Here is an 11,782-nt window from a genome sequence, read left to right as displayed (position 1 = left end):
GGGAGCGTGGATGAGCGAGCCGGGCGGCAGACCGGGGCCCTACCCGCAGTTGCCGCCGCCGAAGCGGCCGTCGGCCACGGCGGTGGTGCTGGTCACCGGGTCGGTCGTGGTCGTCGTGGTGATGGTGCTGGCCTTCCTGGCGTTCGGCTCGCCCGGGTTCCTGCGCAAGCCGGACGGGCAGGCCGACGGTGAGTTCTGGTCGTCGATGGCATCGCCGCTGCCTTCGTCCGGTCCGCCGTCGGTCACGCCCGGCACGCCGGCGGCGATCCCCGGCGAGCGGGCCCCGATGCCGAAGCGCACGAGGCCGTTGGCCGACCCCGTGACGTGCGCGTTCACCCCGGATCCCGGGGCACCGGCGCCGAAGAAGGTCGCGTTGCCGCCGGACGGCCCGGCGCCGTCGACCGGGACCGTCGCCGTGCGGCTGGCGACGACTGCGGGCGACATCGGGCTGAGCCTGGACCGCGCGCTGGCGCCGTGCACGGTGGTGAACTTCCTGAGCCTGGCCCGGCAGGGCTTCTACGACGGCACGTCCTGCCACCGCCTGTCGGTGACGACCGGGCTGCAGATGCTCCAGTGCGGCGACCCGGTCGGCGACGGCACGGGCGGCCCGGGTTACACGATCCGCGACGAGGTGTTCCCCGAGCTGACGTACGGCCGCGGCGTCCTCGCGATGGCCAAGACCACGGCCCCGGACACCGGCGGTTCCCAGTTCTTCCTGGTCTTCGGCGAGACCGACATCCCGCCGGACTACACGGTCTTCGGCAGCATCGACGACCCGGGCCTGCAAACCCTCGACGCGATCGCCCAACGCGGAATCGACCCGGCCAAACCAGGCATCGGCGACGGCAGCGGCCCACCCAAAACCCCCGTCACCCTCACCCACGTCTCTTCTTGACCGTGCAGCAAGAGGCATCACGCGTGATGCCCCTCCGATCACGCGTGATGCCCCTTCAAGTACGGGCTAGGAGGATCCGGAGGGTCGTGAAGAGGGTGGGGGAGAGGGGAGTCCGTTGCCGTTCACCTTCGCGCACCCGGCCGCCGTGGTGCCGCTGGCCCGGTGGCTGTGGCTGCCCGGCTGGTCGCGGGGTCGCTCGCACCTGACATCGCCTACTACGTGCCGCTCCCGGGCGGGGACCTGACTCACGAGCCCGTCGGCCTGGTGAGCGTCGACCTGCTGCTCGGGATGGCGCTGGTGGCGGTGGGGTACGGCGTCCTCGCGCCCGTGCTGGCGCTCGGCCCGGCCGGCTGGCGGGAGCGGGTGCCGCGGCCGGGGTACCGCTTCCCGTGGCCGGGCTCGGTCGTGGTGGGCGCGGCGACGCACCTGCTGTGGGACGCGTTCACCCACACCGGCGGGTTCGCCGTCCGGCACTGGGCGTGGCTGCGGGTGTCCGTCGTGGGGCCGCACCGGCTCTACAACGTGGTCGGGTATGTGTCGTCGGCCGGTGGCCTGGCCGTGCTCGCGGTGCTGGTGGTGCGCTGGTACCGCCGGGCACCACGGGCGGCGCGGGCGTGGCCGGTGCTGCCCCGCACCGGCCGGCTGGTGGTGGCGGCCGGGCTCGGTGCGGGACTGGTGGTGGGCGCGCTGGTCGGGCTGACGGACCCGGTGAGCCGGGTCAGCGGGTACGACTGGGTGCGCTGCCTGCTGATCGGCGCGGTCCGCGGCGCAGTGGTCGCGGTGGCTTGCTACGTTCTCGCCTGGCCCCTGGTCAGGCGCCGGCTGCGGTCAGAGGTCCAGCACCAGGCGGGGTGAGCGCGCGCGGGACACGCACGGGTACATCCGGCCCGCCGCGGCGCCGATGTCGTCGCGGTGCTCCGGTTCGCCCGCCAGGACCACGACCTCGCAACTTCCGCACACCCCTTCCCGGCACGCGGACGGCACCGGGCGGCCCGCGTGGTTCAGCGCGTCCAGGAGCGTCTCGTCGGCCGGAACCTGGATCGTGCCCCCGGACCGGGCGCACTCCACCTCGAACGGCGTATCCGGCCCGAACGTGCGCCGGGTCGGCTCGAAGCGTTCCGTGCGGAGCCGCGGGAACACCGCCTCGGCCGCGTCCACCATCGCCGCCGGGCCGCAGCAGTACACCTCCGCGGCCGGGAACTCCGCCGCCAGCGCCGCGAGGTCCGGGCGCCCGAGCCGCACGCGGTCTCCGTACCGCGCCGAGAGTTCCGCGGCGAAGGGACGGCCCGCGTACGCCAGTGTCACCGCGGCACCGGACGCGACCGCGGCCCGCAGCATCGGCACGATCGGCGTGATCCCGATCCCGCCCGCCACGAACAGGTACTCGGCCGCCGGCACCAGCGGGAAGTGGTTGCGCGGCAGCGAAATCGACAGCGTCCGGCCCGGTTGCAGGAACAGGTGGACGTACTCCGAGCCGCCCCGGCTCAGCGGGTCGTGGCGGACCGCGATGCGGTAGGAGGACAGGTCGGCCGGGTCGCCGCACAGCGAGTACTGGCGCGTCAGCCAGTTCGGCAGCTCCAGATCGATGTGCGCGCCGGGTTCCCACGGCGCCAGCGGGCCTTCGTCGCCGCGCAAGGTCAGCGACACGACGTCGTCGGTGAGGCGCTCGATGCGGTCCAGGGTCGTCTTCTGCATGTCAGTACAGCTTCCGGTAGCCGTCTTCGAGGAGCTGGTCGAGCAGCGCCGGTTCGAGGTTCATCTTCTCGGCCGCGATCTCGCCGGCCGACGGCAGTTCCGCCGCGAGCGCCTGGCTCGCCGGGTCCCACAGGCGTGACCGGATCAGCGCGCGGCCGCAGTGGAAGTACACCTCGGCCACGTCGACGACGATCGCGAACACCGGGGCCTTCGCCTCGGTGCGCATCCGGGCGAGCACGTCCGGGTCGTCGGTGACGTACGCACTTCCGTTGACGCGCAGGGTTTCCCGCATGCCGGGGACGAAGAACAGCAGGCCGACGCCGTCGTTCTCGGCGATGTTGCGGAAGGAGTCGGCGATCTTGTTGCCGGGCCGGTCGGGCAGGGCCAGGGTGCGCTCGTCGAGCACCTTGACGAAGCCGGGGTAGTCGCCGCGGGGCGAGCAGTCGGTGCGGCCCGCGGCGTCGGCGGTGGCGAGCGCCAGGAACGGCGAGTGCGCGATGAAGCGGCGGGCGTGCGGGTCGATGCGGTCGCCGATCTTGGCCTTGATCATCGCCTCGGGCTCGCCCAGCCGGGCCCGCACCTCGGCCACGGAGACGCGGCGCAGCGTGTTTGTGCTGGTCATGGCACAATTATGAGCAAATACTCAGATCTTGACTACTCGCTTTCGGGAGAGGTTGCCGTGCCACCGGACCAGCGCCGCATCCAGCCACGTAAACAGCCGCGGCAGGTGCGCGCCGAGCTGACCCGGCAGCGGATCCTGACCGCGGCTGCTCACGTTTTCGCCGACCACGGCTACGCGGCCGGCACCACCAACCGCATCGCCGAGCGCGCCGGCATCTCGATCGGCTCGCTGTACCAGTACTTCCCGAACAAGGACGCGATCCTCGCCGAGCTGCTGACCCGCCACCTCGACGACGGCACGGCGGCCGCGGCGAAGGTCCTGACCGGCCCGCTGCCCGCCTCGATCGAGGAGGTGTTGCGCGTGTTCGTCCGGCTCGCGGTCGAAGCCCACCGCGACGACCCGCACCTGCTGCGCATGCTGCTGGAGCAGGCCCCGCGGTCGAACGAGCTGCTCGAGCGGATCGGCCGGGTGAAGCAGGACATGGTCGGCCACACCCGCAAGCTCCTGGAGGGCCACCCGGAGGTCCGCGTCGCCGACACCGCGACGGCGGCCCGCCTGGTGATCGCGACGGTCGAGCTGGCGGTCCACGACCTGCTGGCCGAGCCCGACCCGATCGACCCCCGGCGGCTCGAGGACGAGATGGTCGCGATGCTGACCCGGTACGTCAAGGGGTGAGCTGCCGGACGGGCTCAGGCGTTCGCTCGCCGGAGGCGTTCGGCCGCCTGCTGTCGGACGGCCACCCCGCACACCGGGCGGTCGCCGTGCAAAGCTTCCCAGCGGGCGTTGTGCAAGGCCGGCCAAAGGCTCGCCGCCCACGCGATCTCCCGTTCTTCCGGGGTGAACCACCGTCCGCGCAGCTCCTGGTAGGCGATCAGGAACGCCGCCGAGCTCTCGATCGGGGCCAGGGCCGGCGGCGAGGCATTCGCGAACGCGCCCGACGCCGCGCCCACCAGGGCAGCCTCCGGTTGCCACGCCAGGCTGTCCCAGTCGTCGACCGACCGGATCGTCCCGTCACGCCAGCGGAGGTTCTGCGCTTCGAAGTCCGCGTGGCCCAGTGCGCACGGCAGGTCCGCGGCCAGCAAACGCTTGCGCGCCCGGTGCGCCGTCTCGATCACCACGGCCGGCACCACGCTCTGGTCGCGGGCATCCAGGAAGCCGATCGACGGCCACAAACCCGGGTCTGCGTGGTCCCAGCGCACCCACCGCGGATTCGGCAGCGGCGGCGGAACGTCCACGGCGGCCAGCTCGGTCATCAGCCGGGCGAACACCTCCGCGTAGCGCACGGCGACCAACGGGGTGTCGCCCGGCAACGGGCCGCCGCCGGGCCGGAACTCCTCCGCGTGCACGGCCAGAGTGGCGACGGTGGTCATCGAGGTCAGGGGCCGTGGGCACGGGAACCCGTTCGTCGCCAACCGGGCTTGCGCCGCAATACAAGCCGCGGCCCGGCCCGGGTTCGCCCGCGCTTTGACCACGACCTCGCGCCCGTCGGCCAGCCGCAGGCCCACCACGTCCGACAGGGATCGCCGGGCGAACAGCACTCCGGCCGGGGCCGCGCCCAGGTGGTACGTGCACCAACCCGGCAGCCAGTCCACTCAGCGGTCCCTGGCCACCAGGGCCGCCTGGGTGCGGCTGGTCACGCCGAGCTTCGCCAGCACGTTCCCCACGTGCACCTTCACCGTCCGCTCGGCCAGCCGGAGGCGGGCCGCGATGTCGCGATTGGACAGTCCCTCGCCGAGCAGCTCCAGCACGTCCCGCTCGCGGGGTGTCAGCGTGCCGCCGCTGCTCAGGGCCGCCGCCGCGGCCGGGCTCAGTGCCGTCATGCCCTCGTGGGCCGCCCGGATGGCCGCGGCCAGCTCGTCGCCCGAGGCGTCCTTCAGCACGAACCCCGCCGCGCCCGCGCCGAGGGCCTCGCGGATTTCGCGCGGACGGCCCACCGTCGTCAGCATCAGCACCCGGGGGCCGCTGAGCCGGCGCAGGACCTGGAGGCCGTCCATGCCGGGCAGGTACAGGTCGAGCAGCACGACGTCCGCCTCGACCGGCGACACGAGCAGCTGCGGCCCGCTCGCGTACTGCCCGACGACGTCGAGGTCCGGCTGTGCGCCCAGGATCAGCGCGATGCCCTCGCGCACCAGGGCGTGGTCGTCGACGACCTGAACCCGGATCATGCCCGCACTCTACTGTCGGCCCATGCGTCAGTCTTTCGGCACGACGGCGGCCGTCGCCGCGGTGTTCTTCGCCAGCGGGGCGTGGACGCCGCAGCAAGGGTGGGTCGCGGCCGGGCTCAGCGCGGCCCAGCTCGTCCCGCTGCTGTGGGCCCGCCGCGCCCCGGAGCTCGTGCTCGTGGTGGTGACCCTCGCGACGGCCGGACACCTGCTGCTCGACCAGCCGCGCAACACGATGTACGTGCCGGTGCTGCTCGCCCTCTACAGCACGCCCCGGCGGTGGCTCGCGGCCGCCGCGGCCCTCGTGGTCGGCGCCGCGGTGTTGCCGGCGAAGGGCCCGCTCGACGGCACCGTCCTCGCCGTCACGATCTCCGCGGTCGCCTGGCTGCTGGGTGCCGAGCGCCGCCGGGCGCTCGCCGAGCGGGCCGAACGCGCGGCCCGGCGGCTGCACGACACGCTCGCCCAGACCACGGCCGTCATGCTCGTGCAGGCCGAAACGCTGCGCGCGGTCGGCGACCTGACCGACGCCGACCGCGAACGCCTCGACACGCTCCTGGCGGCCGGCCGGGGCGCGCTCACGCTCGTCCGCCGCACGCTGGACGACCTGCGCGACGACGCCGACCGCGCCCCCGACCTCGCGGAGGTGCTGGCCCGGCTGCGCACCGCGGGCCTGGTGCTGGACCGCGATCCGGTGCTGCCCGCGTTGCCGCGGCCGGTGCGGGAGCTGGCCGAGCGGTTCGTCGCCGAAACCGCCGTGAACGCGTTGCGGCACAACGGACCCGGTGTCCGCCTCCGGCTCGACGTCGACACCGGTGCGCAGCTGACGATCACGGCGCGGAACCCGCTGAAGGGGTCGTCGCACGGAGGCGGCGGTTACGGGCTGGCCGGGCTCGCGGAGCAGGCCGCGGCGGACGGGGGAGCGGTGTCGTTCGGGCCGAGGGACGGCGAGTGGGTGGTCAGCCTCGCGCTGCCGGGCGTGCGGGTCCCGTCCTGACCGCGGCTTCCACGGCGGCGAGCTGGGCGGCGATGAGCTCCTCGAACGCCGCGCGGCGGTCGGCCCCGAGCGGCCGGACCTCGCGGGCGAAGTGGGCCAGGGCGGGGAAGCGTTCGGGATCGGCGCCGAGCACCGCGACGCGGAACAGCTCCATGCCCTGCTCGTGTTCCTCGGGGGTGACGGTGCTGACGCCGGCCTCGGAAGCGATCAGCGCGGCGAAGAGGATCGCGATCCGGTGGTAGCGCGCGGGAATTTCCGCGTCCGGCAGGCCTGACGCGCGCAGGGCCTGCAGCGCCTCTTCCATGACCAGCCGGGATCCCGTGCCGCTGGAGGCGTAGCGCCCCCAGACCACGGCGATCTGCGGCTGCTCGCCGAACGCCTTCCGCAGCCGCAGGGCCAACGCCGTCAGGCGCTGCTTCCAGTCCCCCTCGGGACGGTAGCCGTCCATCGCGCCCACGAGGATCCGGTCGGCGAGGGCGCGCAGCAGCTCGGTCTTGGTGCGGAAGTGCCGGTAGAGGCTCGAGGAGTCGGTCCCGAGCTCCGCGGCGAGCTTGCGCACGCTGAACGACTCGGCGTCGCTCCGGCGCAGCAGGTCCGCCGCCGTGTCCAGGATTTCTTCGGTCGTCCAACGCCTTCGGTTCGCCATCTCGTCCCTTCGCCGCCGTCAGCCTACCTCATGCACTTGCTGTTGCACGCGGTGCGTGCATAATGAGGACACTTCCCTTCCGAAAGGAGTCCCCATGGATTACGCGCAGCTGGACGCCGCGCTCGACGCGGTGCACCGGGCCGGCGTCCCGGGCGTGTTCGCCGAGGTACGGGCCGGTGACCAGGTCTGGCGCGGCGCCGCCGGGGTCGCCGACACCGACACCGGCCGGCCCGTCTCCGCCGGGATGCGGCACCGCGTCGGCAGCGTCACGAAGACGTTCACCGCCGCCGCCGTGCTGCGGCAGGTCGAGCAGGGCCGGATCGGGCTCGACACCCCGATCGGCCACTACCTGCCGAAGCTGGTGCCCGGCGAGCGCGGGCGGGCGATCACCGTCCGGATGCTGATCGACCACACCAGCGGGCTCGCCGAGTACCTCCCGTACGCCTACCCGAGCCTCAAGGCGTTCCCGGACCTGGCCGCCACCCGGCCGGACAGCCTCGACGAGCACCGGTGCACGCGGTTCGACCCGGTCGAGCTGATCGCCATGGGCGTCGGCGCGCCGCCGGTCGGTCCGCCCGGCGTGTACTCGAACACCAACTACCTGCTGCTCGGCCGGCTCCTGGCGCACGTGACCGGCGGCAGCGCGGAGGAGTGCATCACCCGCGACGTCATCGACCGCGCCGAGCTCCGCGACACCGCCTTCCCGGCCGGGACGCACGTCGAGGGGCCGCACTCGAAGCTGTACGAATCGTGGTTCGGCATGATCGACCCGCCTCGCGACTACAGCGTCTTCGACATGTCGTGGGTGGGCCCGGCCGCTTCGCTGATCTCGACGGTCTCGGACCTCAACCGCTTCTACGGGCGGTTACTGGCGGGCGACATCGTCTCACCGGCTTCGCTGGCGGAAATGCGGCGGACGGTCCGGATCGTCTCCCAGGAGGGCAAGCTGATCGACTACGGCCTCGGCCTGCACCCGGTGGAGCCGGTGGAGCCGGTGGAGTCGGCGGAGTTCTGGGGCCACGGCGGCACGGTCTGGGGTGGCGGAACCCTGGCGGCGGCCCGCGCGGACGGCACGCGGCAGTTCGCGATCGCGGTGAACCGGCAGCGCTGGAACCGGCTCGACGAGTCGGGCCGCCCCCAGCCGCACGCGATCGACGGCGCGCTCGCCGCCCTCTACCGGGAGGCGATGAGCTGTGACACCGTCACGAACCGGTAGCCGCGCTGCTTGAGCTGGTCGAGGATCGGTCCGATCGCCCGGCGTGTCTGCTCACGCGAGGCGTACATGGCGTGCAGCAGCACGATCGAGCCCGGCCGGACCTGGCCGACGACGGCCCGTTCGACCGTGGCCGCGTCGGGGGTGCCGTCCGAATCGGGGGCCACGTCCCAGGTGATCGTCGTGCGGTGGTGGGCCGCGAGGTACTGCGGGAGCGCGAAGAGCTTCTTGCCGTTCGGTGGCCGGAACAGGATTTCGCCGGTGTAGCCGGTCGTGCGGATGAGGGCGTCGGTGGCTTCGACCTCGTCGGCGACCCAGGACGGCGTCACCCCGATCATCCGGTCGTGGCTGAAGCTGTGGTTCCCGATCTCGTGCCCGGCGGCGGCGATGGCGCGGGCGAGGTCCGGGTGCGCGGCGATCTCGCGGCCGATGAGGAAGAAGGTCGCGGGCACCTGGCGGGCGTCCAGCGTGGCCAGGATCGCCTGGGTGCCCGCCGGGTCGGGTCCGTCGTCCAAGGTGAGGGCGACGACCTTCTCGGAAGTGTCGACGCGGTCGACGAGGGTGCCGAAGAACTGGAACGTCCGCGACTTCGACACCGCGAACAAGGTGATCGCGGCCCCGAGGACGACGACCAGCGCGCTCGCCACGACGAGGGCCCACTTCCGCGCGCGGCGGGATTTCAAGATCATGGCCGCCACCCTGGCGGTGGCGCCCGGATGAGGGGAAGCCGCGAAGGTACTAGTACCCGTCAGCATATGTTGACGCTGCCGCGTTCGTCAGCATATGCTGACACGGTGAGCTTGCCGACCGACCTCGACCACGCGGTGCGCAGCACCGACCCCGACGTCGCGCTGCGGGCCGTCGCGCGGTTGCGGCGGCTGACCGAACAACTGGAGGCCGACCAGGTGGCCGCGGCGCGGCGGGCCGGCTGGTCGTGGCAGGACATCGCCGAGCGGCTCGGCGTCACCAAGCAGACCGTGCACCGCAAGTACCGCGGCCGGGAGGGCTGATGTTCAAGGGGGACCATCCGGCGGTCGGCCGGGCGATGCGCCGGGCTTCGGTGCTGGCGCGGGAATTCGGGCATCCGCGGGTCGGCAGCGAACACCTGCTGCTCGCGCTCACCGAAGGACCGCTGTCCGGTGTGGACGGCGTCGAGCAGGCCGTGCACCGGGCGGCTCCGGACGGCGCGGGCGTGGCCGCCGACCGCGAAGCGCTGGCCGTGCTCGGTGTCGACCTCGGGGCCCTGCCGGGCGCCCTCGCGGACCGGCCGCCGGCGAAGGAGCCGGTGCTGCCGCTGGGGGTGGGGAAGGCGCGGTGGCGGTGCGCTCGGGCGGAGCCGCCGATCGGCCTGGACGTCCAAGCCGCGTACGCCGCGTCCCTGCGGCTCGCGCTCGCCCGCCGGGAACGTCAGCACCGCATCGAACACCTGGCGTTGGCGCTCGTTGCGCTCGATCCGGGTGCCGGGTGGGTGCTGCGGGCGGCCGGGGCCGATCGCGAAGAACTGCTGGTGCGCTTGGCTTCGGCCTTCCCGTCGCCGCGGCGGAACCGGCTGCTCATGGTGGAACGCCGGGTGGGGTGCCGGTCGCGGTGCCGGGACATCGTGCGCCGGTACCGGCACACGACTGGTCGCGCGGTCGTCTCGCCGTCCGCGCTCAGTGCTTTGGTGCACTGACGCCGGTTCCGCTTGTTGTCCAGTCGCCAGCGCCCCAAGGCGGCCTTCGGTGCGTCAGACGCACCGAAGGCCGCCTTGGGTGCGTCTGACGCAACCAAGGCCACATTGGGGCGCTTGGGGCCCGGGTCAGAGGGGGTTGAACACGCCCAGCGGCGCTGTGCAGAACGGGCCGCCGACGTACTCGGCCGCCGGGCCGGTCGGGGCGGGCTTCGAAGCCAGCTGCTCCGCGTACACCTCCGCGTCGTCCAGCGACTTGTAGCCCAGCGCCTCCGCCTCCTCCAGTGAGTAGATCCGGCGGGTGTTGTCCGAGACGCCCCAGATCAGGCGGTAGCCCGGGGAAGGCGCCGAAAGGCACGCTTCGAACAGGCGGGCGCCGTCGTCGGGGGAGAGCCACGTCTGCAGGCCGCGGGGGCCCAGCGGCAACGGTGTCTCGAAGCACGAACCGATGCGGATCACGATCACGTCCATGCCGAAGCGGGAGTGGTACAGGCTGCCCAGTGCCTCGATCGCCGCCTTGCTGACGCCGTAGTACGTGTCCGGACGCGGTGACGAATCCGCCGGGAGGTCGGAGTCGACCCGGCGGAAGCCCACCGCGTGGTTGCTCGACGCCAGGATGACCCGCCGGATCCCCGCGGCCTGCGCCGCCGCCAGGACCGTCTGCGTTCCGTTGATGTTGACGTCCAGCGTGGCTTCCCACGTGTTCTCGCGACTGTGGCCGCCCAGGTGGATCAGCGCGTCGACGCCTTCGCACGCTTCCGCCATCGCCGCCGGGTCGGTCACCGACGCCGTCACGATCTCTTCGGAAGCGTCGGCGGCGGCCGCCTGCGGGGCCAGGTCGAGCAGGCGCAGCACCCGGCCTTCGCGCTTCAAGCGGGGCCGCATCAGGGTGCCGACGACACCCGCCGACCCGGTGATGAGCACGCGCTGGTCCGTCATGGGGTTCCTCTCACACAGAAGGGTTAACGGATGCCGGCCCGGCGCAGCTGCTGCCCGAGCTCGGCGGTGGTCTCGGCGAGCAGCTCGCCGACGCGGCGGGCGTCGTCGTCACTCACCTGGGCGATCGGCATCGAGCAGCTGATCGCGTCGGTGCCGGGAATGCGGTACGGGATCACCGCGGCGACGCACCGGACGCCGAGCGTGCCCTCCTCGATCTCCGCGGCGTACCCGCGTTCGCGCGTCGCGGCGCACTCGGCATGCAGGCCCTCGAGCGTGGTGATGGTGTTCGGCGTCAGCGCGGTCAGCGTCGCCGGCATCAGCGCCTCGATCTCGTCGTGCGTGAGCTCCGCCAGCAGCGCCTTGCCCAGCGCGGTCGCGTGCGCGGGCAGCGTGCGCCCGACGCGCGAGACCAGGTGCGTCGAGCGCTGCGACTCCCGCGTCTCCAGATAGACGACCTCGGTGCCGTTGCGGCGCGCGAAGTGGGCGGTGAAGCCGGTCTTCTCCCGGATGCGCTCGAGGGCCTCGGTGGCGAACGGGACGACGGCGTCGCGGTCCAGGTACGCCGTGCCGCAGATCAGCGCGCGGACGCCGAGGCGGTAGCGGGCGGTGTTCGTGTCGGCCTCCAGCCAGCCCGCCTCCAGCAGCGTGCGCAGCAGGCCGTGCAGGGAGGAACGCGGGAACCCGGTGCGCGCGTGCAGGTCCGACAGGGACAGCCAGACGTCGTTGGCCGCGAAGGTCTCGATGAGGTCGACGGCCCGGCGGGCGGACTTGACGCCCGAGCTCTCGGCGGGGGCGCCATCGGCTGCCGCCGGATTGTCCACCTTCTGCGGCATTTGCGTGCCTCCGTCCGGCCGTTGACTTGTGACCCCGGCCATATTAGCGTCCCGAACAACGTTCTTATGGATGAACATAATCACTATAACAGACTCCGTTCATGGATGTGAACA

General features: G+C 72.7%; 15 protein-coding genes. 7 read left to right on the top strand and 8 right to left on the bottom strand.

The annotated features are described in order from the left end of the window. Positions 1 to 10 precede the first annotated feature (10 nt). Positions 11 to 895: a peptidylprolyl isomerase gene (locus ACLJOU_RS34975; RefSeq protein WP_410573535.1), complete on the top strand. Its 885-nt coding sequence runs from the start codon at positions 11 to 13 to the stop codon at positions 893 to 895. Positions 896 to 1,057: 162 nt separating this feature from the next. Next, the gene (locus tag ACLJOU_RS34970; RefSeq protein WP_410573534.1) at positions 1,058 to 1,750 is read left to right on the top strand and encodes a DUF4184 family protein; all 693 of its coding nucleotides are present in this window, start codon (positions 1,058 to 1,060) and stop codon (positions 1,748 to 1,750) included. Here the strand turns inward: ACLJOU_RS34970 and ACLJOU_RS34965 are convergent. Both ACLJOU_RS34965 and ACLJOU_RS34960 read right to left on the bottom strand, forming a co-directional pair. Continuing rightward, positions 1,724 to 2,590: a PDR/VanB family oxidoreductase gene (locus tag ACLJOU_RS34965; RefSeq protein ID WP_410573533.1), complete on the bottom strand. Its 867-nt coding sequence runs from the start codon at positions 2,588 to 2,590 to the stop codon at positions 1,724 to 1,726. The genes ACLJOU_RS34970 and ACLJOU_RS34965 overlap by 27 nt on opposite strands. A 1-nt stretch (position 2,591) precedes the next feature. Beyond that, positions 2,592 to 3,212: an MSMEG_1061 family FMN-dependent PPOX-type flavoprotein gene (locus ACLJOU_RS34960; protein WP_410573532.1), complete on the bottom strand. Its 621-nt coding sequence runs from the start codon at positions 3,210 to 3,212 to the stop codon at positions 2,592 to 2,594. Between the two features lie 57 nt (positions 3,213 to 3,269). On the opposite strand from ACLJOU_RS34960, the gene ACLJOU_RS34955 reads away from it, so the two are divergent. Next, positions 3,270 to 3,887, top strand: a complete 618-nt coding sequence (locus ACLJOU_RS34955) for a TetR/AcrR family transcriptional regulator (protein WP_410573531.1) — start codon at positions 3,270 to 3,272, stop codon at positions 3,885 to 3,887. A gap of 14 nt (positions 3,888 to 3,901) precedes the next feature. On the opposite strand, the gene ACLJOU_RS34950 is transcribed toward ACLJOU_RS34955, so the two are convergent. Then, a complete protein-coding gene (locus ACLJOU_RS34950; protein WP_410573530.1) occupies positions 3,902 to 4,804 on the bottom strand; it encodes a phosphotransferase in 903 nt (300 codons plus the stop codon). Continuing rightward, complete coding sequence (locus tag ACLJOU_RS34945) at positions 4,805 to 5,377, bottom strand: LuxR C-terminal-related transcriptional regulator (protein WP_410573529.1); 573 nt, start codon at positions 5,375 to 5,377, stop codon at positions 4,805 to 4,807. Positions 5,378 to 5,399: 22 nt separating this feature from the next. On the opposite strand from ACLJOU_RS34945, the gene ACLJOU_RS34940 reads away from it, so the two are divergent. After that, positions 5,400 to 6,368: a histidine kinase gene (locus ACLJOU_RS34940; RefSeq protein WP_410573528.1), complete on the top strand. Its 969-nt coding sequence runs from the start codon at positions 5,400 to 5,402 to the stop codon at positions 6,366 to 6,368. Here the strand turns inward: ACLJOU_RS34940 and ACLJOU_RS34935 are convergent. Further along, complete coding sequence (locus ACLJOU_RS34935; protein WP_410573527.1) at positions 6,331 to 7,014, bottom strand: TetR/AcrR family transcriptional regulator; 684 nt, start codon at positions 7,012 to 7,014, stop codon at positions 6,331 to 6,333. The genes ACLJOU_RS34940 and ACLJOU_RS34935 overlap by 38 nt on opposite strands. A gap of 94 nt (positions 7,015 to 7,108) precedes the next feature. Between ACLJOU_RS34935 and ACLJOU_RS34930 the strand changes: the two genes are divergently transcribed. Next, the gene (locus ACLJOU_RS34930) at positions 7,109 to 8,230 is read left to right on the top strand and encodes a serine hydrolase domain-containing protein (protein WP_410573526.1); all 1,122 of its coding nucleotides are present in this window, start codon (positions 7,109 to 7,111) and stop codon (positions 8,228 to 8,230) included. Here the strand turns inward: ACLJOU_RS34930 and ACLJOU_RS34925 are convergent. Further along, positions 8,188 to 8,916 (bottom strand): polysaccharide deacetylase family protein, encoded by a 729-nt coding sequence (locus ACLJOU_RS34925; protein ID WP_410573525.1) that lies wholly within the window; start codon positions 8,914 to 8,916, stop codon positions 8,188 to 8,190. The two genes, ACLJOU_RS34930 and ACLJOU_RS34925, sit on opposite strands and share 43 nt — an antisense overlap. Positions 8,917 to 9,021: 105 nt before the next feature. Here ACLJOU_RS34925 and ACLJOU_RS34920 point away from each other — a divergent pair, with 105 nt between their 5' ends. Then, positions 9,022 to 9,237 carry a helix-turn-helix domain-containing protein gene (locus tag ACLJOU_RS34920; RefSeq protein WP_410573524.1) on the top strand — a complete coding sequence of 72 codons (216 nt, stop codon included), beginning with the start codon at positions 9,022 to 9,024 and terminating at the stop codon, positions 9,235 to 9,237. After that, entirely contained in the window at positions 9,237 to 9,899 is a 663-nt protein-coding gene (locus ACLJOU_RS34915) for a Clp protease N-terminal domain-containing protein (protein WP_410573523.1), read from the top strand. Before ACLJOU_RS34920 ends, ACLJOU_RS34915 begins: the two co-directional genes overlap by 1 nt. 126 nt (positions 9,900 to 10,025) lie before the next feature. Here the strand turns inward: ACLJOU_RS34915 and ACLJOU_RS34910 are convergent, their stop codons facing one another. Next, positions 10,026 to 10,835, bottom strand: a complete 810-nt coding sequence (locus tag ACLJOU_RS34910) for an NAD-dependent epimerase/dehydratase family protein (RefSeq protein WP_410573522.1) — start codon at positions 10,833 to 10,835, stop codon at positions 10,026 to 10,028. A 23-nt stretch (positions 10,836 to 10,858) separates the two neighbouring features. Continuing rightward, positions 10,859 to 11,668 carry an IclR family transcriptional regulator gene (locus tag ACLJOU_RS34905; protein WP_410573521.1) on the bottom strand — a complete coding sequence of 270 codons (810 nt, stop codon included), beginning with the start codon at positions 11,666 to 11,668 and terminating at the stop codon, positions 10,859 to 10,861. Positions 11,669 to 11,782 lie beyond the last annotated feature (114 nt).

Origin of the sequence: Amycolatopsis sp. cmx-4-61 (assembly GCF_046548775.1) — a bacterium.
Taxonomy (GTDB): domain Bacteria; phylum Actinomycetota; class Actinomycetes; order Mycobacteriales; family Pseudonocardiaceae; genus Amycolatopsis.
Note: the sequence above shows the minus strand (reverse complement) of the source record. Positions and strands in the feature narration are given on the sequence as shown.

Bases quoted from the DNA above. Each gene is read 5' to 3' on its own strand.
- ACLJOU_RS34960 (WP_410573532.1), bottom strand. From the start codon at position 3,212: ATGACCAGCACAAACACGCTGCGCCGCGTCTCCGTGGCCGAGGTGCGG.
- ACLJOU_RS34935 (WP_410573527.1), bottom strand. From the start codon at position 7,014: ATGGCGAACCGAAGGCGTTGGACGACCGAAGAAATCCTGGACACGGCG.
- ACLJOU_RS34945 (WP_410573529.1), bottom strand. From the start codon at position 5,377: ATGATCCGGGTTCAGGTCGTCGACGACCACGCCCTGGTGCGCGAGGGC.
- ACLJOU_RS34930 (WP_410573526.1), top strand. From the start codon at position 7,109: ATGGATTACGCGCAGCTGGACGCCGCGCTCGACGCGGTGCACCGGGCC.
- ACLJOU_RS34915 (WP_410573523.1), top strand. From the start codon at position 9,237: ATGTTCAAGGGGGACCATCCGGCGGTCGGCCGGGCGATGCGCCGGGCT.
- ACLJOU_RS34925 (WP_410573525.1), bottom strand. From the start codon at position 8,916: ATGATCTTGAAATCCCGCCGCGCGCGGAAGTGGGCCCTCGTCGTGGCG.
- ACLJOU_RS34940 (WP_410573528.1), top strand. From the start codon at position 5,400: ATGCGTCAGTCTTTCGGCACGACGGCGGCCGTCGCCGCGGTGTTCTTC.
- ACLJOU_RS34965 (WP_410573533.1), bottom strand. From the start codon at position 2,590: ATGCAGAAGACGACCCTGGACCGCATCGAGCGCCTCACCGACGACGTC.
- ACLJOU_RS34910 (WP_410573522.1), bottom strand. From the start codon at position 10,835: ATGACGGACCAGCGCGTGCTCATCACCGGGTCGGCGGGTGTCGTCGGC.
- ACLJOU_RS34905 (WP_410573521.1), bottom strand. From the start codon at position 11,668: ATGCCGCAGAAGGTGGACAATCCGGCGGCAGCCGATGGCGCCCCCGCC.
- ACLJOU_RS34975 (WP_410573535.1), top strand. From the start codon at position 11: ATGAGCGAGCCGGGCGGCAGACCGGGGCCCTACCCGCAGTTGCCGCCG.